The organism is Actinomycetospora soli, assembly GCF_021026295.1.
Classification (GTDB): domain Bacteria; phylum Actinomycetota; class Actinomycetes; order Mycobacteriales; family Pseudonocardiaceae; genus Actinomycetospora; species Actinomycetospora soli.
In genome coordinates, this window is record NZ_JAJNDA010000009.1 from 42,668 (window position 1) to 63,208 (window position 20,541).

Genomic DNA, 20,541 nt, shown 5'->3' on the forward strand with positions numbered 1-20,541 from the left:
CCGGCCACATCGAGCACCCGGACGCCGGTGGTGTCACTACGTTCGGTGACGTGCCGGACGAGACGCGGGAGGCCCCGCACCAGGTCGCGTGGTCGACCAAGGTGCTGGTCGGCGCGCTGATCGTCGCCTCGAACGTGGTGGGCGCGGCCATCCTGGTCGGCCTCGCGGGCTGGGTCCTGCCGTTCCGGGCGCTGGTGGCGGACGAGACGACCGCGCTGCGGGCGAACCTGGTGCTGCTCGGCGTCTACGCCCCGCTGGCCGGGCTCGGGGCGTTCGCCTTCGGGTGGGCGTGGCTGCGGGTGCCGGAGCCCCCGGGTCCGCACCCCTCGGCGGCGGAGCTGGCGTGCCACCGGCAGCGGGCGCGGCGCGTGGTGCTGCGGGCGCCGGTGCGCCTCGCCGTGGTGCAGGCCGTGCCGTGGGTGATCGGGGTGGCGCTGTTCGCCGTGGTCGACGCGACGTGGTCGCGCACGCTGGCCGTGGCCGTCGCCTGCATGATCGCGCTCGGCGGCATCGCGACCGTCACCGTGGCCTACCGGTTCTCGGAACTGGTGATGCGCCGCGAGGTCGCCCGGGTCTTCGTGCACGAACCGCCGACCGAGAAGGGGCTGCCGGGCGTCGCCGTGCGCTCGCTCGGGGCGTGGGTGATGGGCACCGGGGTGCCGCTGCTCGGCGTCGTCATCACCGCCGGGACGTCGCTGGTCTACGCCGACTACTTCACCGTCGAACGGCTGGGGCTCGTGGTCCTGGTGCTGGCGTTCGTCGCGCTCGGGGTCGGGTTCCTGGTCACGGTCCTGTCGTCCACCTCGATCGTCGCGTCGGTGACCGCGGTGCGGCGCGCCCTGCAGCGGGTGGAGGGCGGCGACCTGGAGACCCGCGTCCTCGTGTCCGACACGACCGAGCTCGGGCTGCTGCAGGCGGGCTTCAACACGATGGTCGCGGGCCTGCGCGAGCGCGACCGGGTCCGCGAGCTGTTCGGCCGCCAGGTCGGGGAGGACGTGGCCGAGGCCGCGCTGGCCGGGGACGTCGAGCTCGGCGGGGAGGTCCGCGAGGTCGCGGTGCTGTTCGTCGACCTCGTCGGCTCCACCGCCCTGGCCGCCGCGCGGCCCCCGCAGGAGGTCGTCGCGCGGCTGAACGCCTTCTTCGGCGAGGTGGTCGACGCGGTCGAGCGGCACGGCGGGTGGGTGAACAAGTTCGAGGGCGACGCCGCGCTCGCCGTGTTCGGGGCGCCGCAGCACGTCGACGACCCGGCCGCCCGGGCCCTCGCGACCGCCCGCGAGCTCGCCGACCGGCTCGAGCGCACCGGGGCGTACGCCGGCATCGGGGTGTCCGCCGGGGAGGCCGTCGCGGGTCACGTCGGCGACGCGCGGCGCTACGAGTACACCGTGATCGGCGACCCGGTGAACGAGGCCGCGCGGCTCTGCGACCTCGCCAAGCGCAGCCGTCGCTGGGGCGAGGGCGGCGACGCCGCGTGGCGCGGGGTGGCCGCCTCGGGGGCCGCGCTGGAGCGGGCGGACGTCGCCGAGGGCCGGCGTTGGCTGGTCATCGGGGCGGAGCGGCTGCGCGGCCGCACCGCCGACACGCGGGTCGCCGTGCCCCGCGACCGCCACGTCTCGTCGTCGGCCGCTCCCGTTCGGGCCACGTCGGAGGTCACCCGCGGTTAAGGTCCCCGCTCGTGACGACGGCGGGGGCGGCACCGTCCGGGCGAACGCGCCCGGGCACGCGGACGGAGCGCTTCGTCATCTGCGGGGAGAACCTGCTCACCCTCCGGATCGTGGAGGCGCTGCGGCGCCAGCGGGGTGACGGCACCGAGATCGTCGTCGTGGTCGCCGACCGCGGCGGGCGCTACGTCGACCGGATCGAGGCCGCGCCCGGCGTGCGGGTGGTCGAGAGCGGGCCCGCCGACGACGACCGGACGCTGCTCGCGGCGGGCGTCCACGGCGCCACGGCCGTCGCCCTGGTCGACCGCGAGGACGTCACCAACATCCACCGCGCGCTGCGCGTGCAGGAGATCGACCCCTCGGTCCGGCTCGTCGTCCGGCTGTTCAACACCCGCCTCGGCGCCCGCATCGAGGGCATCCTCCCGACGGCGACGGTGCTCTCGGTCTCCGAGACCGCGGCGCCCTCGTTCGTGGCGCAGGCGATCGGCCGCACCACCCGCCAGCACGTCCGCCTGGCCGGGCGCACGTTCGTCGTGGCCGGGCGCCGCGAGGTCGACGACGGGGCGGTGCTCTGCGGGCTGGCCGCCAACTCGCAGACCGGCGCGACGGGCGGCCCGCGGCTGCTGCCCGACGAGGGCGCGGACCCGGCCGACTACGTCCTCGCGCTCGCCGTGTCCCGCGCGCGGGTCACCGACCAGCTGCACCGCCCGCGCACCGAGCGCGTCCGCAACCTCGTCGACCGGGTCGTGGTCCGCGTCCGCGGCACCCTCACCCGCCGGCTCGCCCGCGCCACGCTCGCGCTGTTCCTGCTGTTCGTGGCCGGGACCGTCGCCTTCGCGACGGCGGGTGGCTACTCGCTCGGCGACGCGATCTACCTCGCGGTCCTGGACTCGGCGGGCGCGGCGCAGCCCGACACCTCGGCGAGCGTGCCCGTGCGGGTCATCCAGGCCTTCGTCACCGTCGTCGGCATCGCGATCATCCCGCTCGTCACGGCCGTGGTGGTGGAGAGCGCCGTGAGCGCCCGGACCGTCGGCGGGCCGGTGCGACGGATGCCCCGGCGCGACCACGTGGTGGTCGTGGGGCTCGGCAACGTCGGCCTGCGCATCGTCACGACCCTGCGCGAGCGTGGCGTACCCGTCGTCGGGGTGGAGCGCGAGGAGGACACCGCCGGCGCCGCCGCGGCCGCCCGCGCGGGGGTGCCGGTGGTGCTCGGCGACGCCACCCGCGAGCGGGTCCTGCGCGAGGCCGGGGCAGAGGAGGCGCGCGCGATCGTCGCCGTGACCAGTGACGACGCCACCAACCTGCAGGCCGCCCTGACCGCCCGCTCGGTGCAGCGCACCGTGCGCGTGGTGCTGCGCCTGCGCGACGACGACCTCGCCGCCCGCGTGGAACGCAGCATGGACGCGATCTCGCGCAGCGTCTCCTACGTCGCGGCCCCGGTCTTCGCGGCGGCCCTGCGCGACGGGCAGGTGCTCGCCACCATCCCGGTCGGCCGCCGCATCCTGCTGATGGCCGAGGTGGCGGTGGGCCGGGCGTCGTTGATGACGGGGCTGCCGGTCGCCGTGCTCACCGAGGCCGGCCAGGTCCGCGTCGTCGGCGTGTTCCGCGGCGCCGGGCCGGAGGCGGTCCTGGAGATGCCGCCACGTCCGCGCCGCGCGCTCAAGGTCGGCGACCGGCTGCTCGTGGTCGCCACCCGCGGCGGGCTCGGGACGGTGCTCGAACGCTGCAGCTCGCGGACGGTCGTCGCAGGATGAGCACCGTGATCCGCAACGTCGTGGTGGGTGTGGCGAAGGACGGCGTGACCGCCGAGCAGATCGAGGAGGCGCTGCAGGCCCTGCGCGACCTGCGCGTCGAGGGGCTGACGTTCGACCTGCTCGCGGGCCAGGACCGCGGGCTGCGGCCCGGGAACGCGTCCTACTGCCTCACCGTCGACTTCCCCGACGACGAGGCCTACCGCGTCTACGACGCCGACCCCGAGCACAACCGCATCCGCCGGGAGTTGTTCGCGCCGATCTCGACGGAGATCCGGCGGATCCAGTTCGCGCTGCCGGGCCATCTCTGACGCGCCCGCCCGCCCTTGTTGAACGAAGGGCACCTTCGGTCGCATAGATCGACCGGAGGTGCCCTTCGCTCAGAACGAGCCGCGCCGGCGCAGGGCGCCCACGGGCGGATAGACCGACCGAAGGTGCCCTTCGCTCAACAGTGGCTGGGTGGTGCGACCGTCAGGCCACACCCTCCGGCGAGGCGCCGGAGACCTGCACGCCGTCGGCGGTGATCTTCTCGATCTCGGCGAGGTCGTCGGCCGACAGCTCGACGTCGACCGCCGCGAGCGAGCGCTCGATGTTGCGGTCGGAGCGGGCGCCGACGATCGCGACGTCGATGCCCTCCTGGGCCAGCACCCAGGCGATGGCGAGCTGCGAGACCTCGACACCCTTGTCGGAGGCGAAAGAGCGCAGCCGCTCGACGACCGCGAGGTTCTGCTCGAACTTCTCGCCCGAGAACGCCGACGCCTGCGAGCGCCAGTCCGAGTCCTCGAAGGTGGTCGACGAGTCCATCGTCCCGGTCAGCAGACCGGAGCCGAGCGGCGAGTAGACGAGCGTGCCGATGTCGTTCGCGCGGACGTAGGGGAGGATCTTCTCCTCGATCCCGCGCCGGAACAGGTGGTACGGCGGCTGCAGCGTCTCGACGGGGCGGCGCCGGTCGAACGCGGCCATCTGCGCCTCGTCGTAGTTCGAGACGCCGACGTGGCGGATCTTGCCCTCGTCGACGAGTTCCTGCAGGTAGCCCGCGGTGTCCTCGAACGGCGTGCGCTCGTCGGGCCAGTGGATCTGGTAGAGGTCGACGTGGTCGATCTTCATCGCCTTCAGGCTCGACTCGACGCCGGAGCACAGGTACTCGCGGCTGGAGTCGCGGGGGTGGTCGCCGCCCGGGTTGATCCCGCCCTTGGTCGCGATGACGACGGAGTCGCGGTTCGAGTCGAGCTCGGAGCGCAGGGCGTTCGCGAGCACCTCCTCGGCCTCGCCGAACCCGTAGGCCTGCGCCGTGTCGAAGAAGTTGACGCCGAGGTCGAGGGCGTGCCGGATCGCGCGCTGCGCCTGCTCCGCGTCGTAGGAGCCCCACTCCCCGGACACCTGCCACGTCCCGAACGCGATGCGGGACACCTCGAGCTCCGTCTTGCCGAGCCTGGTCGTCTTCATCCGGTCGGCTACCCGGGTGGTCCGGGATGTATCGGGCAGGGCCGCACGCCGGCCCGCGACGTTCGGCACAGTACGTCGGCGTGCGCATCCTCGTGGCCGCGCTCGGTTCGCCCGGGCACGCCTTCCCGCTGGTCCCGCTCACGATCGCCCTGCACGACGCCGGGCACGACGTCACCGTCGCCACCGGTCCGGATCTCGAGCCCACGATCGCGACGGCGGGTGTGCCCACCCGCCCCGTCGGCCGTCCGTTGTTCGAGGTGTTCCGGGAGACCATGGTGGCCCGGGGGATGACGGGGCCGCCGACCACGATCCAGGCGACGCGCGAGATCGCCGGCGAGGTGTTCGGCGCCGCGATGCCGCGGCTGTACGCGCCGGCGCTGCGCGACCACCTCGCCGACCGTCCGGCCGACCTGGTGATCGCCGAGACCGGCGCCCCGGGGGCGGCGCTCGCGGCCCGGGCGACGGGCACCCCGTGCGTGCTGCACTCCTTCGGCCGACGCCCGATGCCGGTCGCGCCGTTCGCGGTCCTGGTGCGCGAGCCGCTCGCGCGGGTGGCCGCCGAGGTCGGGATCGACGTGGCCGCCGGGGACCCGCTCGCGCACGCCTACCTCGACGTCTGCCCGCCGTCGATGCAGGACGCGGAGACCGTCGACGTGCTCGCGGGCCTGACCGAGCTGCCGCTGCGGCCGACGGGCTGGAACCCGCCGACCCCGTTCACCGCGCGCCGCCGCCCCGACGTGCCCTGGGTCCTGCTGACGCTCGGCACCGCGTTCGGCGACGCCGGTGTGCTGCGGGCCGCCGTCGAGGGCCTCGCGTCGCCGGACCTCGACGTGCTCGTCGCGACCGGGTCGGTCGACGCCGGCGAGCTCACCGACCTCGACCGCGACGGCGTGCAGGTCGAGCCGTTCGTGCCGCAGGCCGAGCTGCTGCGCGGCGACGACCCGCCCGCCGTCGTGGTCCACCACGGCGGCTCCGGCACGACGCTGGCGTGCGCCGCGGCCGGGGTGCCGCAGCTGTTCCTCCCGCAGGGCGCCGACCAGTTCTTCAACGCCGCGGCCGTGGTGCGGGTCGGCGCGGGCCGGCAGCTCCTCGGGCCCGACGCGACCCCACCTGCCGTCGGGAAGGAACTGCGGGACCTGCTCGACGACGGGCCCGGGCGCGCGTCCGCCCGGGCGCTCGCGGCGGAGATCGCCGCGATGCCGTCGCCGGGGGACGTCGCCGCGCGGGTGGCGGACTGGGCTCAGCCCGCGATGTAGGCCTCGAGCTGGTCGCGGTGCGCCTCCAGCATGTCGAGGCGGGTCTTGACGACGTCGCCGATGCTGACGATGCCCGTCAGCCTCCCGTCCTCGAGGACCGGCAGGTGGCGGATGCGGCGCTCGGTCATGACCGCGCCGAGGGAGTCGACCTCGTCGTCGGGGCCGCAGGTGGTCACCGGGCCGGTCATGATCGAGCCGACGGTGTCGACGAGGACCTCGCGGCCCCGGTGGTGCAGGTGCCGGACGACGTCGCGCTCGGAGACCATGCCGACCACGGACCCCGTGTCGTCGACGACCACCGCCGCCCCGACCCCGCGGGCCGCGAGCGCGGAGAGCAGGCTGGGCACGGGTGTGGTCGGTTCGACCGTGAGGACCCCGGCGGGCTTGGCGTTGAGCACGTCGCGGATACGCATCGTCGACTCCCTCGTCCGGCGACTGGTGTGACGACGATCGCATGTCCGGATCGCGTCGGAAAGGCTCCCGACGGGCGTTCCTCGACGCCCGCGGCGGCGGGGCGCGGCGGCTAGGGTCGGGGGCGTCGGTCGAGCTGATCAGGAGGACGTGCGCGCGATGGTCGGGATCGTGGAGGTCAGCCCGCGCGACGGGCTGCAGAACGAGAAGACCCTGCTCGAGACCGACGCGAAGGTCGAGCTGATCTCGCAGGCGATCGCCGCGGGGGTCACCCGCATCGAGTCCTGCTCGTTCGTGCACCCGAAGCTCGTCCCCGCGATGGCCGACGCCGAGGCCGTGATGGAGCGGGTGCCGCGCCCCGAGGGCGTCTCGCACATCGGGCTGGTGCTCAACCGGCGTGGCTTCGACCGGGCCGTGACGGCGGGTGTGGACGAGGTCAACGTCGTCGTCCCCGCGTCCGACACCTTCGCCGAGCGCAACCAGAACTCGACCACCGAGGCGCTCACCGCGGTGGCCGAGGAGGTCCTCGCCGAGGCGGCGTCGACGGGCCTGTTCGCCACGGTCACCATCGCCACCTCCTTCGGCTGCCCCTTCGAGGGCGAGGTCGACCCGGCCCGGGTGGTCGAGGTCGCACGCCGGTCGGCGGCCGCCGGGGCGAAGGAGATCGCGATCGCCGACACCATCGGCGTCGGCGTACCGACGCAGGTGCGGACGCTGCTCGACGGCGTCCGCTCGGTGGCGCCCGACGTCATCACCCGCGCGCACTTCCACAACACCCGCAACACCGGCTTCGCCAACGCGGTCGCCGCGTACGAGTGGGGCGTGGACTGGCTGGACTCGTCCAACGGCGGGATCGGCGGCTGCCCGTTCGCCCCGGCGGCGACCGGCAACATCGCCACCGAGGACCTCGTCTACCTGCTCGAGCGGACGGGCGTGTCCACCGGCCTCGACCTGGACCGGCTCCTCCCGATCGCGGGCTTCCTCTCCGACCAGCTCGGCTACCGGGTCCCCGCCCTGCTGCCGCGGGCGGGCACGTTCCCCGGCTGACCCGCCGTCGGTAGGCGAGGATGGACGCCATGTCCGAGACCCCGGCCGACACCGCAGCCGTGCCCGACCCGCTCGACACCAACACCGCAGGCAGCGTCTGGCTGCAGCGCGCCTACACCCTCAGCGGTCCCGACGACGCCCGCGCGCTCTACGACGAGTGGGCCGAGAGCTACGACGACGAGCTGACCGGCGAGGCCCAGGGCTACGTCGGTCCGGAGGTGGCCGCGCGGACGGTCGTCGCCGAGGCGGGGGTCGAGGGCGAGATCCTGGACGCCGGGTGCGGGACGGGGCTGGTCGGCGTCGCGCTGGCCGCGGCGGGTGCCCGGCAGATCGACGGCGTCGACCTGTCGCCGGGCATGCTCACGCGGGCGAAGGCGACCGGGGTGTACCGGCGGCTGGCACCGGCGGACCTGTCGCGGGCCCTGCCGAGCCCGGCCGACGCCTACGACGTGGTGGTCTGCGTCGGCACGCTCACCCACGGCCACGTGGGTCCGGCCGCGTTCGGCGAGTTCGTCCGGCTGACCCGGCCGGGCGGGACGATCGTCGCCACCGTGCTCGACGACATCTGGGACTCCGGCGGGTACCGCGCCGAGGTCGACCGGCTCGCGCAGATGGCGATGGTCGAGATCGTGTCGACCGAGGTCGTCGACTACCGCCGCGCCGCGGACGTGGGCGCGCGGATGGTGGTGCTGCGGGTGGCGTAGCCGCCCGTTCCGGGACGAACGACCCGTTCGTCCCGGAAGGACGGCGCCCGGCTACAGCGCGCTCGTCAGCTCCGCGCCGGTCTTCTCGCGCACCTCGTCCTCGGTGACGCCGTCGGCGAGTTCACGCAGGACGAGGCCGGACTCGGTGACGTCGATGACGGCGATGTCGGTGATGATGCGCTGGACGACGCCCTCACCGGTCAGCGGCAGGTCGCACTTCTCGACGATCTTGTGCGAGCCGTCCTTGGCGACGTGCTCCATGAGCACGATGACGGTCTTGGCGCCGTGGACGAGGTCCATCGCCCCGCCCATGCCCTTGACCATCTTGCCGGGGATCATCCAGTTGGCGATGTCGCCGGTCTGGGAGACCTGCATCGCGCCGAGGATGGCGGTGTCGACCTTGCCGCCGCGGATCATCCCGAACGACAGCGCGGAGTCGAAGAACGAGGCGCCGGGCAGCGTCGTCACGGTCTCCTTGCCGGCGTTGATCAGGTCCGGGTCGACGTCGGCGTCGTAGGGGTAGGGGCCGACGCCGAGCAGGCCGTTCTCGGAGTGCAGCACCATGCCCACGCCCTCGGGCAGGTAGTTCGGGACCAGGGTGGGCAGGCCGATGCCGAGGTTGACGTAGGAGCCGTCGCGGAGCTCCTTCGCCGCGCGGGCGGCCATCTGCTCGCGGGTCAGGCTCATCGGTTCATCGTCTCCTGGGTCGTGCGCTTCTCGATGTGCTTGCGGCCGACCTCGTCGGGCGAGAGCTCGACGACGCGGTGGACGAAGATGCCGGGCAGGTGCACCTCGTCGGGGTCGATCTCGCCGGGCTCGACGAGCTGCTCGACCTCGGCGATCGCGACGCGGCCGGCCATCGCGGCGAGCGGGTTGAAGTTCCGCGCGGACTTGTTGAACACGAGGTTGCCGTGCCGGTCGCCCTTGAGGGCCCGCACGATGCCGAAGTCGATGTCCAGCGCGGTCTCCAGGACGTGGGCCTTGCGCACCCGGGTACCGTCGGCGAGCGTCACCTCGAACTCGCGGACCTCCTTGGCCGGCGAGGTGATGGTGACGTTGCCGTCGGCGTCGTAGCGCCACGGCAGGCCGCCGTCGGCGATCATCGTGCCGACCCCGGCGGGGGTGTAGAAGGCGGGGACGCCGGTGCCCGCGGCGCGCAGCCGCTCGGCCAGCGTGCCCTGCGGGTTGAGCTCGACCTCGATCTCGCCGCCGAGGTACTGGCGGGCGAACTCCTTGTTCTCGCCGATGTAGGAGGCGACCACCCGGGAGATGCGGTGCTGCTCGAGCAGCACGCCCAGGCCCCAGCCGTCGACGCCGCAGTTGTTGGAGGCGACCTTGAGGTCGGTCGCGTCGGTGCGGTTGAGCGCGTCGATCAGCACGATCGGCACCCCCGACAGGCCGAAGCCGCCGACCGCCAGCGAGGAGCCGCTGGCGATGTCGGCCACCGCCTCGTCGGCGCTCGCGACCACCTTGTCGATCTCGCTCATACAGAACCTTTCAGATGCTCGGCCAGCAGGGGCGTGACGATCTCGGGTCGCTGGTAGGACGCCAGGTGCGCGGCGTCGGCGACGACCTCGAAGCGGGCGTCGGGGATGCCGTCGGCGAGCAGGCGCCCGTGCTCGGGCGGGGTCGCCGGGTCGTGCTCCCCGGAGATCACGAGCGTCGGCGCGGCGATCGCGCCCAGCCGGGCGCGCGAGTCCCACACCGCGATCGCGTCGCAGCAGGCGGCGTAGCCCTCGGCCGGCGTCGCGGCGATCATGTCGCGCATCGCGTTCCGGACGGCGGGTGCGGCCTCGGCGTAGGCCTCGGTGAACCAGCGGGCGACCACCGCGTCGGCGATGGCGCCCGTCCCGTCGGCGCGGACGGTGGCCGCACGGTCGCGCCACGGCTCCGGGTCGCCGAACCGCGCGGAGGTGCAGACCAGGGCGAGGCCCGCGACCCGCTCGGGCGCGCGCAGCGCGATCGCCTGGCCGACCGCGCCGCCGAGCGACACCCCGGCGAACACGGCCCGGGTGACGCCGAAGCCGTCGAGCGTCTCGAGGACGTCGTCGGCGAGCTCCTCCACCGTGTACGGCCCGTCGGGCACCGGGGAAGCGCCGTGCCCGCGCGTGTCGACCGTGACGACCCGGTGCTCGACCGCCAGGTCGCGGCGCTGCGGCGCCCACATGTCGACCGTGGAGCCGAGCGAGCACAGCAGGACCAGGACCGGCCCCTCGCGGGGACCCTCGTCGGTCACGTGGAGACGCACGGGGTCACCTTCTCCCATCGGACCGTGTGTGCCCATGGGACTTCCGGCCACCGGCAGTGTGCGCTCCTCACAGGTCCAGCTTCGAGGGGTGCCGGGTCAGGGCGGTCACCTCGATCTCCATGTAGGGGAAGAGCGGCAGGCTGGAGAGCAGCTCGTGGAGCTCGTCGCCGGACTCCACGTCGAACCGGCTGTAGTTCGCGTAGCGCCCGACCACGCGCCACAGCTCCGGCCACTTCCCGGACCGCTGGATCTCGTGGGCCCGCTCCCGCTCGCGGGCCCGCAGGTCGTCGGCCACGTCCTGCGGCATGTCGTGGGGCAGACGGACGTCCATCCGGACGAGGAACTGCACGGGGCCTCCCAGTTCGACGGTGTGGCTTTCCTGCCACTGGTTGACAGCAACGACGCTTTCCTGCCACCTCGGGGGCGTCCACCCCAGGCGGCGTCAGTCGACGCGGTAGTGGGCGAGCTTGTCGGGGTCGATCGTGGCCCCGAGGCCGGGCGCCTGCCGGGCGGCGAGGCGGCCGTCGGTGATCACGGGCGGCTCGGCGAGGACGTCGTCGGTCATGAGCAGGAAGTTGGTGACCTCCACGGGGTGGCGGGCGAGCGCGGCCAGGCCGCAGCCCAGGGCCGCCGAGGCCACCGTGTTGACCATCCCGTCGATCTGGTTGCCGATCATCGTGCTGACGCCGAGGCCCTCGCAGAGCCCGACGATCTTGGCCGAGTCGGTGAACCCGGTGCGGGCGACCTTGACGCTGATCGACTCCGCGTCGCCGTCGAGCAGCGCGCGGGCGACCCCGCCGAGCGTGATCGTGGACTCGTCGCCGACGACCGGGATGGGGGACGCCGCGACGATGCGCCGCCGGCCGAGGACGTCCGCGGCGTCGTTCGGCTCCTCGAGCATCGTCACGCCGTGGTCGGCGAGCCGGCGGGCCGCGACGATCGCGGTGTCGGCGTCCCACCCGCGGTTGGCGTCGGCGTAGAGCTCGACGTGGTCGCCGAGCTCGTGGCGCAGGGCCCGCACCGCGGCCAGGTCGACGCCGAGGTCACGGCCGACCTTGACCTTGAAGGCCTCGACGCCGTGCTCGTCGCGCATCTGGGCGGCGTCGGCGACCATCTCCTGCGGCGTGCCGAGCCCGATCATGTGCGCGACCCGGACCTCGTCGGCGGCGTGGCCGAGCAGGACGTGCACCGGCTGGCCGCAGGCCTGCCCGACGAGGTCCCACAGCGCGATGTCGACCGCGCCCTTGGCGGCGTTGTTCGCGACCGTGCGGCCCAGCGCGGCGCGGATGCGCTCGCGCGCGAACGGGTCGGCGCCGACGAGCACGGGCGCGAAGAGGTCCCGCACCACGGCGACGACGGAGGCGGCGGTCTCGCCGTAGGTGTACGGCCGTGGCGGGGCCTCGCCGACGCCGACGAGCCCGTCGTCGGTGGTGATGCGCACGAGCACGTGGTCGGCGGCGGTCACCGCGCCGCTGGCGAACGCGAACGGCCGGCGGTAGGGGACGGCGAGGGGGATCGCCTCGACGGAGGTGATCTTCACGGGTGCTCCTCCAGGAGGACGGCGAGGGCCCGGGCGAGGGCGGGGGAGGGGTCGTCGGAGCGCCAGGCGAGGGCGACGTCGGTCGTGACCTCACCGCTGGTCAGGGGGTGGTACCGGACGCCGGAGACGGACACGGCGAGGACGGACTCGGGGAGCAGGGCGACCCCGAGACCCGCCGCCACCAGGGCGAGCACCGTGGACGTCTGGCCGGCCTCGTGGGTGTGGCGCGGGACGAACCCCGCGGCCCGGCAGGCGCGGTCCGCGGCCGCGCCGACCACCGACCCGGGCGCCGCGTAGACGACGAAGTCGGCGTCGGCGAGCGCCGCGAGGTCCACCGCGGCCGCCGCACCCGTCGTCGGGAAGGCCTCCGGCACGGCGAGGACGAGGCGCTCCCGCGCGAGGACGTGGGTCCGCAGGCTCTCGTCGCGCACCGGGGGGCGGAGCACGGCGAGGTCGATGCGGTGGTCGGCCAGGGCCGCCTCGAGGTCCGGGGTCAGCATCTCGGTGCGGAAGGTCAGGGCCAGGCCGGGCAGGGCGGTCGAGAGGCGTCGGACGAGGTCGGGCACGTGGCGGTAGGTCGCCAGCCCGGTGGCGCCGACCCGCAGCGAACCCAGGTCGCCCGCGGCCACCCGCGACACCTGGTCGCGGGCGGCCGAGACGGACTCCAGGATGCGGACGGCCTCCGGCAGCAGGGCCTCGCCGGCGGCGGTGAGGTCGACCCGGCGCGTGGTCCGCTCGAAGAGCGGGGCGCCGAGGTGCGACTCCAGCTGCCGGATGGCCTGGGACAGCGGCGACTGCGCGATGTGCAGCTCCTCGGCCGCACGACCGAAGTGCCGCGTCCGCGCCACCGTGACGAAGTAGCGCAGCTGCCGGAGATCCACCGTCAGGCTTCGGGCTCGAGCACGAAGTCCCGGTCGGAACGGACCTCGGCACCGTGGCCGGTCGGCTGCGGGTCGAGGGTGAGCTCGGGCTTGTCGGCCGAGGCGACGTCGTTGCCCAGGTAGGGGTCGCCGGTGAAGAACAGCTGGGTGGTCAGCGTGCGGTGGCCCGGGGCGGTGACGAGCAGGTGGATGTGCGCGGGGCGCCACGGGCTCCAGCCGGCGGCCAGGGTCATCTGCCCGGTCGGGCCGTCGAGCGGGATCGTGTACGGCGCGGGCTTGCGGGTGTGGATCTCGTAGCGGCCCTGGTCGTCGCAGGTGACGACGCCGCGCAGGTTCCCGGCCGGCGGCTTCGAGGCGAAGCCGGAGTACCAGCCCTCCTCGTCGGTGTGCCAGATGTCGACCTTCGCGCCGGCCAGCGGGGTGCCGTCGGTGCTGGTCACCTGCCCCGCGAGGATCATCGGGGTGCCGGGCTCGTCGTCGCGCATGGGCAGGGTGGCCGGCGAGTCGAGCTGCGCCTGCCCGTCGAGCCAGAACGGGCCGAGGATGGTGCCGACCGAGCCGTCCTGGGTCTCGGCGGCGACCTTCTCGACCTCGAACTCGAGGTAGACGTCGAGGAACAGCGGCCACTCGCCCGTGTCGGACACGCTGATCAGCCAGCGCTTGAAGGCGTCGAACTCCTCGTAGGTGACCTTGTGCTCGCGGATGGCGGCGCGGATGCCCTCGAGGGCGGCGCCGACGACGGCGGAGACGCGGGCGGGGTCGGCCTCGCCGCCCCCGGTGCGGAAGGTGGCCGCGCCGGAGCGGGCGATGTCGGTGGCGTGCGACCCGGCGGTGACGGCGTCGGAGACGGACTGGTCCTCGGTGGTGGTCATGCGGCGTCCTTCGTGGTGGGTGCGGCGGTGGTGGAGGTGGCGGAGTACTCGTGGACCCAGGCGTTGCCGTCGAGGTAGCCCGCGAAGCGCGCATCGCGCGCCTTCAGGCCGTCGACGTCGTCGTCGGGCAGGTGCAGCAGCGTCCCGGTGTCCCAGGCGCTCGTGGAGACGGCGCGGGTGCGGGCCCGGCGTCGTCGGGGGTAGTCGGCGAGGGCCCGGTCGGCGTCGCCCGCGGCGAGCAGGTCGGCCAGCACGACCGCGTCCTCGATCGACTGGTTCGCGCCCTGCCCGTGGTGGGGGAGCATCGCGTGGCAGGCGTCGCCGATCAGGGCGACCCGGTCCCGGGTCCACCGGGTCAGGTGCGGCTGGGAGAGCAGCGGCCAGCGCGGGCTCTGCGGGACCGCCGCGAGCATCTCGACGACCGCGGGGTGCCAACCGTCGAAGGCGGCGAGGAGCTCGCCGTCGGGAACCTCCCGGTTCCCCCCTTCCCAGGACGAGGGCCCGCACAGGACCGCGAAGAAGTTGACGGTGTCGTCGTCGCGCTCGACCCCGCCGAGGGCGTAGTGCAGCAGGTGCGCGTGCGGTCCGGCCCAGAACTGGACGGCCAGCGGGTCGGGCAGTGACGGCAGCGCGGACCGGGGGACCAGGCCACGGAACGCGCTGGTGCCGGAGTAGCGGGGCCGGGCGCCCGGGACGACGAAGTCCCGCACCACGGAGTGCACCCCGTCGGCCCCGACGACGACGTCCGCCGTGACGGTGGACCCGTCGGCGAAGGCGATCGAGCGCCCGTCGTCACCGATGCCGGCGACGGCCCGCGAGAGGTGCAGGTGCTCGTCGCCGAACGCGCGGGCCAGCCCCTGCTGGAGGTCGACGCGGTGGATGCCCCAGTAGGGCGCGCCGAAGCGGCGGCGGTACTCCGCGCCCCCGGCGTGGGCGGCGATCCGCTCGCCCGTCCGGCCGTCGCGGTAGATCAGCTCCGTCGGCATCGTCGAGACCCGGTCCAGGGCCTCCCCGAGGTGCCGACCTCGCGTCGCTCCGCTCGCCTCGCCGAGCCGGTACAGCTCGCGGGTCCCGTTGGCCGAGAGCGCGACCGCGGCGCCGACCTCGCGCAGCTCGTCGGCGCGCTCGTAGAGGTCGACCTCGATCCCCCGGGCCCGCAGCGCGAGCCCGAGGGTGAGGCCGCCGATGCCGGCGCCGACGACGGCGACTCTCATCCGACCGCCTTCAGGAACGCGTCCGCGAGCTCCCCGGGGCGGGTGAAGTTGGCCTCGTGGCTGCCGGGGGCCTCGATGGCGGTGACGCCGAGGCGCTCCGGGAAGCGGGTCCAGCCGTACTCCCCGGGCGGGAGCGCGATGTCGTCGACGGAGAGCACGTAGCTGCTCGGGACGTCGAGATCGAAGAACGGCTTCTGGTTCGGGGCCTCGGTGAAGGTGCCCATCGGCTGCGGGGCGAGCAGGCCGAACACCGCGCGCTGCGCGTCCTCGCTCGCGTCCTGCATGAACGCGCCCTGCCACACCTCGAACGGCAGCGAGACGGTGTTCGCCTCACCGCTCGCGGCCGCCTGGGCGCGGAACAGGTCCGCGTAGTGCGGGGGCACCGCGTCCATGAGCGACTCGCCGTCGTGCGGCACGAAGGCGCTCCAGAAGACGGTGCGCCGCAGCCGCGGCGCGAGGCGGGGCGCGGCGCCGCACAGCACGAAGCCGCCCCAGCTGTGCCCGAGCAGCGTCACGTCGGTGAGGTCCTCGCGCTCGACGAGGTCGACGACCGCGTCCGCGCAGTCGGTGAGGGTGACCCCGCGGGGGTCGTCGCCGAGGTCGAGACCGGGCAGCGTCGGGGTGTACACCCGGTGCCCCGCCGCCCGCAGCTTCGTCGCGACGGGCCGCCAGCTCCAGCCGCCGTGCCAGGCTCCGGTGATCAGGACGAAGGTCTCCACGCTGAACGCCTTCCTCTCGTACGACTCTCGGCGAGCAGCGTGACACGAGTCATCCCGGAGGAGAAAGCACTGAATCGCGCACGATTGAGATGTCGAGCATCTGAGTAGGGGAACGGTTGACCCGTCGTCGGGAATCCCCCTAGCTTCACCTGAACTCTTCGGTTCAGGAAAAGGGGACGCCGTGGTCCGCATCCGCACGACGCACGTCGGCAGCCTGCCGCGCCCGAGGGCCCTGCTCGACCTGCTGGCCGACCCGCAGGCCGATCCGGCCGCCCGGGAGGCGGCGACGCGCGACGCCGTGGCCGGGATCGTCGCGGAGCAGCGGGCGCACGGGATCGACGTGGTGACCGACGGCGAGATGGGCAAGCTCGGCTTCTTCAGCTACGTCACCGAGCGGCTCGGCGGGCTGGAGCGCCGGCCCGGCGCGGAGACCGTCTACAGCTTCGCCGCGGAGCAGGAGGCCTTCCCGGAGTACTACGAGCGGTACTTCGCCCAGGCGATGATGGGCGGCACCGTCGGGACGATCGAGCCCGTGGTGTGCACCGGGCCGCTGGTCTACCGGGGCGAGGCGGCGCTGCGGCGCGACCTCGAGAACCTCGCCGCCGTCGTGGACCCGGCCGAGGCGTTCGTCCCGTCGATCGCGCCGAGCGGGGTCGGCGTCAACGAGTACTACGACAGCGAGGAGGCGTACTACTTCGCCGTCGCGGACGCCCTGCACACCGAGTACCGGGCGATCGTCGACGCGGGGTTCACGCTGCAGGTCGACGACCCGTTCCTCACCGAGATCTTCAGCTTCCACGGCTACGACTCCGCCGAGCGCGACCGCCGCGGCCGGATGTACGTGGAGGCGGTCAACCACGCCCTGCGTGGCATCCCGGCCGAGCGCGTCCGGTTCCACACCTGCTACTCGATCAACGAGGGACCGCGGGTGTTCGACGTGCCGCTGGCCGACGTGATCGACCTCGTGCTCGCGGTGGACGCCCGGTACGTGTCGTTCGAGGCCGCGAACCCGCGCCACGAGCACGAGTACCACCTGTGGGAGTCCGTGGCGCTGCCCGCGGACAAGGTGCTCGTGCCCGGCGTCATCACGCACGCCTCCAACATCGTCGAGCACCCCGAGCTGATCGCCGAGCGCCTCGGGCGCTTCGCCCGGCTCGTCGGCCCGGAGCGGGTGATGGCGGGCGCGGACTGCGGGTTCTCCTCCCAGGCGACCTACGTCCCGGAGGTCGACCCGCGCGTGATGTGGGCGAAGTTCGACGCGATGGCCGAGGGGGCGCGGCTGGTCAGCGCCCGGCTCTGACGAGGCCGCCGAGGGCGAGGTCGACGACCGTGGCGGTGTCGGTCGCCCGCCCCGCCAGGTGGTCGGCGTAGAGGGTCCCGACGACGAGGCTGGTCGCGGCCCCGACGTCGAGGTCGGCCCGGAGGTCGCCCCGCTCGACCCCGGCGGCGAGGACCGCGGCGAACAGCGCGCGGCGGGGGAGCAGCGTGTTCTCCCGCACGATGTCGAGCAGGCCGCCGTCGGCGTCGGTGAGGCAGGTGCCGAGGATTCCCATGGCGTCGACCGCGTCGTACTGCGCGCGCATCGCGTCCAGCAGGGCGACGAGGTCGGCCCGGACGTCGCCGGTCGGCTCCGGGACGTCCCCGAGCCGCAGGTGCGCGAGGGCCGCCCCGACCAGCGCGTTCTTCGTCGGCCACCGCGTGTAGACGGTGACCTTCGAGACCCCCGCGAGCGCGGCCACCCGGTCCATCGAGGTCCCCGCGACCCCGTGCTCGGCGAGCAGGCGCACCGTGGCGTCGAGCACGGCCGCGTCCTTGCTGCGGTCCTTCGGGCGGCCCCGACGCGGCGACGGGGGCGGGGCCGGAGGCGACACGGGCTCCATGGGCCCCGGAGCGTACGTCCGCGCGCGTGGCCCTCCCCGGCGAGAACGCCTAGCGTGATCTCCCGACGGCACCCGAGACCTGGAGGACGCATGCCGAGCACGGACCCGACGACGATGCGGTCGGTCCTGGGGCACTTCCCGTCCGGCGTGACGATCGTGACCGGGATCGTCGACGGCGAGCCCGCCGGCTTCACCTGCCAGTCGTTCTCGTCGCTCTCGCTCGACCCGCCGCTGGTGCTGATCCTGCCGGGGCGCAACTCGTCGTCCTGGCCGCGGATCGAGGCGACCGGGCAGTTCTGCGTCAACGTCCTCGCCGAGGACCAGGGCGAGCTGTCGACGCAGTTCGCGAAGTCGGGCACCGACAAGTTCGCGGGCGTCGAGTGGACCCCAGCCGCCGTCTCGGGCTCGCCGGTGCTCGCCGGCGCCACGGCCTGGATCGACTGCACCCTCGACGCCTCGCACGACGGTGGCGACCACCTCATCGTCGTGGGAGCCGTGCAGGCGCTCGAGACCGCCGAGCTCCCGCCGCTGGTGTTCCACCGCGGCGCCTACGCGCGGACCCACGCGGCGCTCTGAGCCCGTTCGGGCCTTGACGGTCCTTCGGGCGTTCGCTCGGATGGTCCGACCATGACCGTCCGCCTCGACCATCTCGCCCTCGCCGCCCACGACGCCGAGGAGTCGGCGCGCTTCCTCGCCGACGTCCTCGACCTGCCCGCCCCGCGCCCCGCGCCGCCCTTCATCGCCGTGGACGTGAACGACACCCTCACGGTCGACTACGCGGTGCCGCCGTTCGAGTTCCCGGGCCAGCACGTCGCGTTCCACCTCTCCGAGGAGGAGTTCGACGCGGTTCGGGCCCGGCTCGAGGCGCGCGGCATCACCTACTGGCCGGGCCCCGGGTACCGCGAGCCGAACACGATCAACGAGAACCACGGCGGGCGCGGGCTGTACTTCGACGACCCGGGCGGGCACCACTTCGAGATCCTCACGGCCCGGTACGAGGGCAGCCCGGGCGCGCGGAGCTAGACCTTCCGGAGCCGGATCGGCCCCTTCGCGGTGGAGGGGTCGACGACGTGGCCCTGCTGCGTGATCTCGATCGTCCCGGCGTCGACCAGGCGCCGGGCCGCGCGCCGGGCGGGCTCCATCAGGTCGCGCCAGTCGTCGCCGCCGACCTGCTTCGCCGCCTCGGAGGGGCAGATCGTCTTCCCGGCCGCCCGCCGGTCGAGCAGCTCGACGATGGTCGTCTCGAGCGCCCGGTCGGTGTCGCCCGGCCTGTGCCGACGGCAGGCGTCGGAGCAGTAGCGGACGTTCTCCCAGTCGCGCGCCCACTTCTTGCGCCACTCGATGCGTCGCCCGCAGGTCGCGCAGGTCTTCTCCTCCACGCCTCCGGTGTACCCGCTGCCACCGGAGCCCGAGTGGCTCTGCCGCCACGACCCGTCGTCGGGAAGGTTCTCCGGCGTGCACCGCTTCACCCAGGTCGACGTGTTCACCGACGAGCTCTTCGCCGGCAACCCGGTCGCGGTCGTCCACGACGCCGACGACCTCACCGACGCGCAGATGGCGGCCGTCGCGTCGTGGACGAACCTGTCGGAGACGACGTTCCTGCTGCGCCCGATGCAGCCGGGCGCGGACTACCGGCTGCGCATCTTCACCCCGCGCCGCGAGCTGCCGTTCGCCGGGCACCCGACGCTCGGCTCGGCCCGCGCCTGGCTGGAGGCGGGAGGTGTTCCCGACGACGGGTCGGGGCCGGTCCAGGAGTGCGGTGCCGGCCTCGTGCGGGTGCGCTCGACGTCGCGGTTGTCGTTCGAGGCGCCGCCGCTGGTGCGCTCGGGGCCGGTCGACGCGGCGGACCTCGCCGTGCTGACGGCGGGGCTCGGCGTCGACGAGGTGGTCGACGCGGCCTGGGTGGACAACGGGCCGGGGTGGGTCGCGCTGCTGCTGCCCGACGCGGCGACCGTGCTCGCCCTCGAACCCGACCTGCGGTCGCTGGCCGAGCACGAGCTGAGCCACGCGGTCGGGGTGGTGGGCCCGCACCCGGCCGGGTCGGAGGTCGCGTTCGAGGTGCGGGCGTTCGTGCCCGCGATGGGCGTCGGCGAGGACCCGGTGACGGGCTCGCTCAACGCGGGCCTGGCGCAGTGGCTGGTCCCGGCCGGGCACGCCCCGTCGTCGTACGTGGCGGCGCAGGGGACGGCGCTCGGGCGACGCGGGCGGGTTCACGTCGAGGACGCCGGCGAGACGGTGCTGATCGGCGGCGACACGGTGGTGGGGGTGTCGGGGACGCTCGCGGTGTGAGGCAGCGGCGCCCGGGTCGCCGACCCGTCCGCGAGAGGTGCACCAGGCAGGATCCGGGACCGCTGGACCTGCCCTGTGTGCACCTCGCGCCCGGGCTCACCGCTCGAGCGCCAGCACCACCACCTCGCGCACGGAGCCGTCCCGGAGCCGCCGGGCCGGGTCGACATGGTCCTCGACGAACCCCGCCCTCCGCGCCACGCCCAGCGACGCCACGTTGGCCGGCTCGATCGTCAGCTCCAGACGTCGGCAGCCTCGCTCGGCGAACGCCCAGGCGGCCACCGTCGCCAACGCGTCGGCGGTCCACCCGCGCCCCCGCACCTCCGGCGTGCACCAGTAACCGACCTCGCCCACGCCCTCCCGGATGTGCAGCAGCGCCATGCTCCCCGCCACCCGCCCCGGCTCGGCCAGGCCCTCGACGCAGAACGACGCCCCGCCCTCGGCCTCGACGTCGTCGATGTGGTGGGCCAGGAACCAGTCGGCGTCCTCGCGGCGGTAGGGGGAGGGCACGGTCGTGAAGCGCTGCACGTCGGCGTCCTGGCACGCCCGGAAGATCGCCTCGGCGTCGTCGTCGCGCCAGGGTCGGAGTCGGGTCAGCGCACCCAGCAGCACGGTCACGGGTCCATCA

24 protein-coding genes are annotated in these 20,541 nt (G+C 74.1%); 10 read left to right on the forward strand and 14 right to left on the reverse strand.

The genetic code is table 11. The features are described from left to right. Window positions 1–50: 50 nt before the first annotated feature. Genes LN037_RS16005 through LN037_RS16015 form a run of 3 tightly spaced genes read left to right on the forward strand, consistent with a single transcriptional unit; the run spans window position 51 to window position 3,720 of the window. On the forward strand, window positions 51–1,661 hold the full coding sequence (locus LN037_RS16005) for an adenylate/guanylate cyclase domain-containing protein (protein WP_230754331.1): 1,611 nt from the start codon (window positions 51–53) through the stop codon (window positions 1,659–1,661). An 11-nt stretch (window positions 1,662–1,672) separates the two neighbouring features. Beyond that, window positions 1,673–3,412 (forward strand): NAD-binding protein, encoded by a 1,740-nt coding sequence (locus LN037_RS33670; RefSeq protein ID WP_230754333.1) that lies wholly within the window; start codon window positions 1,673–1,675, stop codon window positions 3,410–3,412. Continuing rightward, a complete protein-coding gene (locus LN037_RS16015) occupies window positions 3,409–3,720 on the forward strand; it encodes a Dabb family protein (protein WP_230754335.1) in 312 nt (103 codons plus the stop codon). Before LN037_RS33670 ends, LN037_RS16015 begins: the two co-directional genes overlap by 4 nt. A gap of 160 nt (window positions 3,721–3,880) precedes the next feature. Here the strand turns inward: LN037_RS16015 and LN037_RS16020 are convergent, their stop codons facing one another. Continuing rightward, on the reverse strand, window positions 3,881–4,855 hold the full coding sequence (locus tag LN037_RS16020) for an aldo/keto reductase (RefSeq protein ID WP_230754337.1): 975 nt from the start codon (window positions 4,853–4,855) through the stop codon (window positions 3,881–3,883). Between the two features lie 80 nt (window positions 4,856–4,935). Between LN037_RS16020 and LN037_RS33675 the strand changes: the two genes are divergently transcribed. Continuing rightward, window positions 4,936–6,111, forward strand: a complete 1,176-nt coding sequence (locus tag LN037_RS33675) for a glycosyltransferase (protein WP_230754339.1) — start codon at window positions 4,936–4,938, stop codon at window positions 6,109–6,111. Here LN037_RS33675 and LN037_RS16030 read toward each other — a convergent pair. Then, window positions 6,096–6,524 (reverse strand): CBS domain-containing protein, encoded by a 429-nt coding sequence (locus tag LN037_RS16030; RefSeq protein WP_230754341.1) that lies wholly within the window; start codon window positions 6,522–6,524, stop codon window positions 6,096–6,098. The two genes, LN037_RS33675 and LN037_RS16030, sit on opposite strands and share 16 nt — an antisense overlap. Window positions 6,525–6,681: 157 nt before the next feature. On the opposite strand from LN037_RS16030, the gene LN037_RS16035 reads away from it, so the two are divergent. Together LN037_RS16035 and LN037_RS16040 are read left to right on the forward strand one after the other, a co-directional pair. Then, on the forward strand, window positions 6,682–7,569 hold the full coding sequence (locus tag LN037_RS16035) for a hydroxymethylglutaryl-CoA lyase (protein ID WP_230754728.1): 888 nt from the start codon (window positions 6,682–6,684) through the stop codon (window positions 7,567–7,569). A 29-nt stretch (window positions 7,570–7,598) separates the two neighbouring features. Further along, window positions 7,599–8,273, forward strand: coding sequence for a class I SAM-dependent DNA methyltransferase (locus LN037_RS16040; protein ID WP_230754343.1), 675 nt, complete (start codon window positions 7,599–7,601; stop codon window positions 8,271–8,273). Window positions 8,274–8,324: 51 nt separating this feature from the next. Here the strand turns inward: LN037_RS16040 and LN037_RS16045 are convergent, their stop codons facing one another. From LN037_RS16045 to LN037_RS16085, 9 genes are all read right to left on the reverse strand, one after another. Then, window positions 8,325–8,960 (reverse strand): CoA transferase subunit B, encoded by a 636-nt coding sequence (locus LN037_RS16045; protein WP_230754344.1) that lies wholly within the window; start codon window positions 8,958–8,960, stop codon window positions 8,325–8,327. Then, entirely contained in the window at window positions 8,957–9,760 is an 804-nt protein-coding gene (locus LN037_RS16050; protein ID WP_230754346.1) for a CoA transferase subunit A, read from the reverse strand. The genes LN037_RS16045 and LN037_RS16050 overlap by 4 nt, the downstream gene beginning before the upstream one ends. Next, entirely contained in the window at window positions 9,757–10,521 is a 765-nt protein-coding gene (pcaD, locus tag LN037_RS16055) for a 3-oxoadipate enol-lactonase (RefSeq protein WP_230754348.1), read from the reverse strand. Before pcaD ends, LN037_RS16050 begins: the two co-directional genes overlap by 4 nt. Window positions 10,522–10,588: 67 nt before the next feature. Continuing rightward, window positions 10,589–10,870 (reverse strand): muconolactone Delta-isomerase, encoded by a 282-nt coding sequence (catC, locus tag LN037_RS16060; protein ID WP_230754350.1) that lies wholly within the window; start codon window positions 10,868–10,870, stop codon window positions 10,589–10,591. Window positions 10,871–10,963: 93 nt separating this feature from the next. Then, window positions 10,964–12,061 (reverse strand): mandelate racemase/muconate lactonizing enzyme family protein, encoded by a 1,098-nt coding sequence (locus LN037_RS16065; protein WP_230754352.1) that lies wholly within the window; start codon window positions 12,059–12,061, stop codon window positions 10,964–10,966. After that, window positions 12,058–12,942, reverse strand: a complete 885-nt coding sequence (locus tag LN037_RS16070; protein ID WP_230754354.1) for a LysR family transcriptional regulator — start codon at window positions 12,940–12,942, stop codon at window positions 12,058–12,060. Before LN037_RS16070 ends, LN037_RS16065 begins: the two co-directional genes overlap by 4 nt. 2 nt (window positions 12,943–12,944) lie before the next feature. Then, complete coding sequence (locus tag LN037_RS16075) at window positions 12,945–13,814, reverse strand: dioxygenase family protein (protein ID WP_230754356.1); 870 nt, start codon at window positions 13,812–13,814, stop codon at window positions 12,945–12,947. Continuing rightward, entirely contained in the window at window positions 13,811–15,028 is a 1,218-nt protein-coding gene (locus LN037_RS16080; protein ID WP_230754358.1) for an FAD-dependent monooxygenase, read from the reverse strand. The genes LN037_RS16075 and LN037_RS16080 overlap by 4 nt, the downstream gene beginning before the upstream one ends. Beyond that, on the reverse strand, window positions 15,025–15,747 hold the full coding sequence (locus LN037_RS16085) for an alpha/beta fold hydrolase (RefSeq protein ID WP_230754360.1): 723 nt from the start codon (window positions 15,745–15,747) through the stop codon (window positions 15,025–15,027). The genes LN037_RS16080 and LN037_RS16085 overlap by 4 nt, the downstream gene beginning before the upstream one ends. Window positions 15,748–15,928: 181 nt before the next feature. On the opposite strand from LN037_RS16085, the gene LN037_RS16090 reads away from it, so the two are divergent. Then, window positions 15,929–17,047, forward strand: coding sequence for a cobalamin-independent methionine synthase II family protein (locus LN037_RS16090; protein ID WP_230754361.1), 1,119 nt, complete (start codon window positions 15,929–15,931; stop codon window positions 17,045–17,047). On the opposite strand, the gene LN037_RS16095 is transcribed toward LN037_RS16090, so the two are convergent. After that, the gene (locus LN037_RS16095) at window positions 17,031–17,627 is read right to left on the reverse strand and encodes a TetR/AcrR family transcriptional regulator (protein ID WP_230754363.1); all 597 of its coding nucleotides are present in this window, start codon (window positions 17,625–17,627) and stop codon (window positions 17,031–17,033) included. The genes LN037_RS16090 and LN037_RS16095 overlap by 17 nt on opposite strands. 90 nt (window positions 17,628–17,717) lie before the next feature. Between LN037_RS16095 and LN037_RS16100 the strand changes: the two genes are divergently transcribed. Next, complete coding sequence (locus tag LN037_RS16100) at window positions 17,718–18,203, forward strand: flavin reductase family protein (RefSeq protein ID WP_230754365.1); 486 nt, start codon at window positions 17,718–17,720, stop codon at window positions 18,201–18,203. 51 nt (window positions 18,204–18,254) lie between these two features. Beyond that, window positions 18,255–18,650, forward strand: coding sequence for a VOC family protein (locus LN037_RS16105; RefSeq protein ID WP_230754366.1), 396 nt, complete (start codon window positions 18,255–18,257; stop codon window positions 18,648–18,650). On the opposite strand, the gene LN037_RS16110 is transcribed toward LN037_RS16105, so the two are convergent. Next, window positions 18,647–19,114 (reverse strand): DUF2256 and DUF3253 domain-containing protein, encoded by a 468-nt coding sequence (locus LN037_RS16110; RefSeq protein WP_230754368.1) that lies wholly within the window; start codon window positions 19,112–19,114, stop codon window positions 18,647–18,649. The genes LN037_RS16105 and LN037_RS16110 overlap by 4 nt on opposite strands. On the opposite strand from LN037_RS16110, the gene LN037_RS16115 reads away from it, so the two are divergent. Continuing rightward, window positions 19,083–19,916, forward strand: coding sequence for a PhzF family phenazine biosynthesis protein (locus LN037_RS16115; RefSeq protein ID WP_230754369.1), 834 nt, complete (start codon window positions 19,083–19,085; stop codon window positions 19,914–19,916). The genes LN037_RS16110 and LN037_RS16115 overlap by 32 nt on opposite strands. A gap of 96 nt (window positions 19,917–20,012) precedes the next feature. Here the strand turns inward: LN037_RS16115 and LN037_RS16120 are convergent, their stop codons facing one another. Beyond that, window positions 20,013–20,531, reverse strand: a complete 519-nt coding sequence (locus tag LN037_RS16120; RefSeq protein WP_230754371.1) for a GNAT family N-acetyltransferase — start codon at window positions 20,529–20,531, stop codon at window positions 20,013–20,015. Window positions 20,532–20,541: the final 10 nt, after the last annotated feature.

What these genes read in the sequence shown, in the direction of transcription:
- LN037_RS16100 (WP_230754365.1), top strand. Translation starts at nt 17,718, where the DNA reads ATGCCGAGCACGGACCCGACGACGATGCGGTCGGTCCTGGGGCACTTC.
- LN037_RS16080 (WP_230754358.1), bottom strand. Translation starts at nt 15,028, where the DNA reads ATGAGAGTCGCCGTCGTCGGCGCCGGCATCGGCGGCCTCACCCTCGGG.
- LN037_RS16050 (WP_230754346.1), bottom strand. Translation starts at nt 9,760, where the DNA reads ATGAGCGAGATCGACAAGGTGGTCGCGAGCGCCGACGAGGCGGTGGCC.
- LN037_RS16040 (WP_230754343.1), top strand. Translation starts at nt 7,599, where the DNA reads ATGTCCGAGACCCCGGCCGACACCGCAGCCGTGCCCGACCCGCTCGAC.
- LN037_RS16030 (WP_230754341.1), bottom strand. Translation starts at nt 6,524, where the DNA reads ATGCGTATCCGCGACGTGCTCAACGCCAAGCCCGCCGGGGTCCTCACG.
- LN037_RS16035 (WP_230754728.1), top strand. Translation starts at nt 6,682, where the DNA reads ATGGTCGGGATCGTGGAGGTCAGCCCGCGCGACGGGCTGCAGAACGAG.
- LN037_RS16095 (WP_230754363.1), bottom strand. Translation starts at nt 17,627, where the DNA reads ATGGAGCCCGTGTCGCCTCCGGCCCCGCCCCCGTCGCCGCGTCGGGGC.
- LN037_RS16020 (WP_230754337.1), bottom strand. Translation starts at nt 4,855, where the DNA reads ATGAAGACGACCAGGCTCGGCAAGACGGAGCTCGAGGTGTCCCGCATC.
- LN037_RS16105 (WP_230754366.1), top strand. Translation starts at nt 18,255, where the DNA reads ATGACCGTCCGCCTCGACCATCTCGCCCTCGCCGCCCACGACGCCGAG.
- LN037_RS16015 (WP_230754335.1), top strand. Translation starts at nt 3,409, where the DNA reads ATGAGCACCGTGATCCGCAACGTCGTGGTGGGTGTGGCGAAGGACGGC.
- LN037_RS16075 (WP_230754356.1), bottom strand. Translation starts at nt 13,814, where the DNA reads ATGACCACCACCGAGGACCAGTCCGTCTCCGACGCCGTCACCGCCGGG.
- LN037_RS16045 (WP_230754344.1), bottom strand. Translation starts at nt 8,960, where the DNA reads ATGAGCCTGACCCGCGAGCAGATGGCCGCCCGCGCGGCGAAGGAGCTC.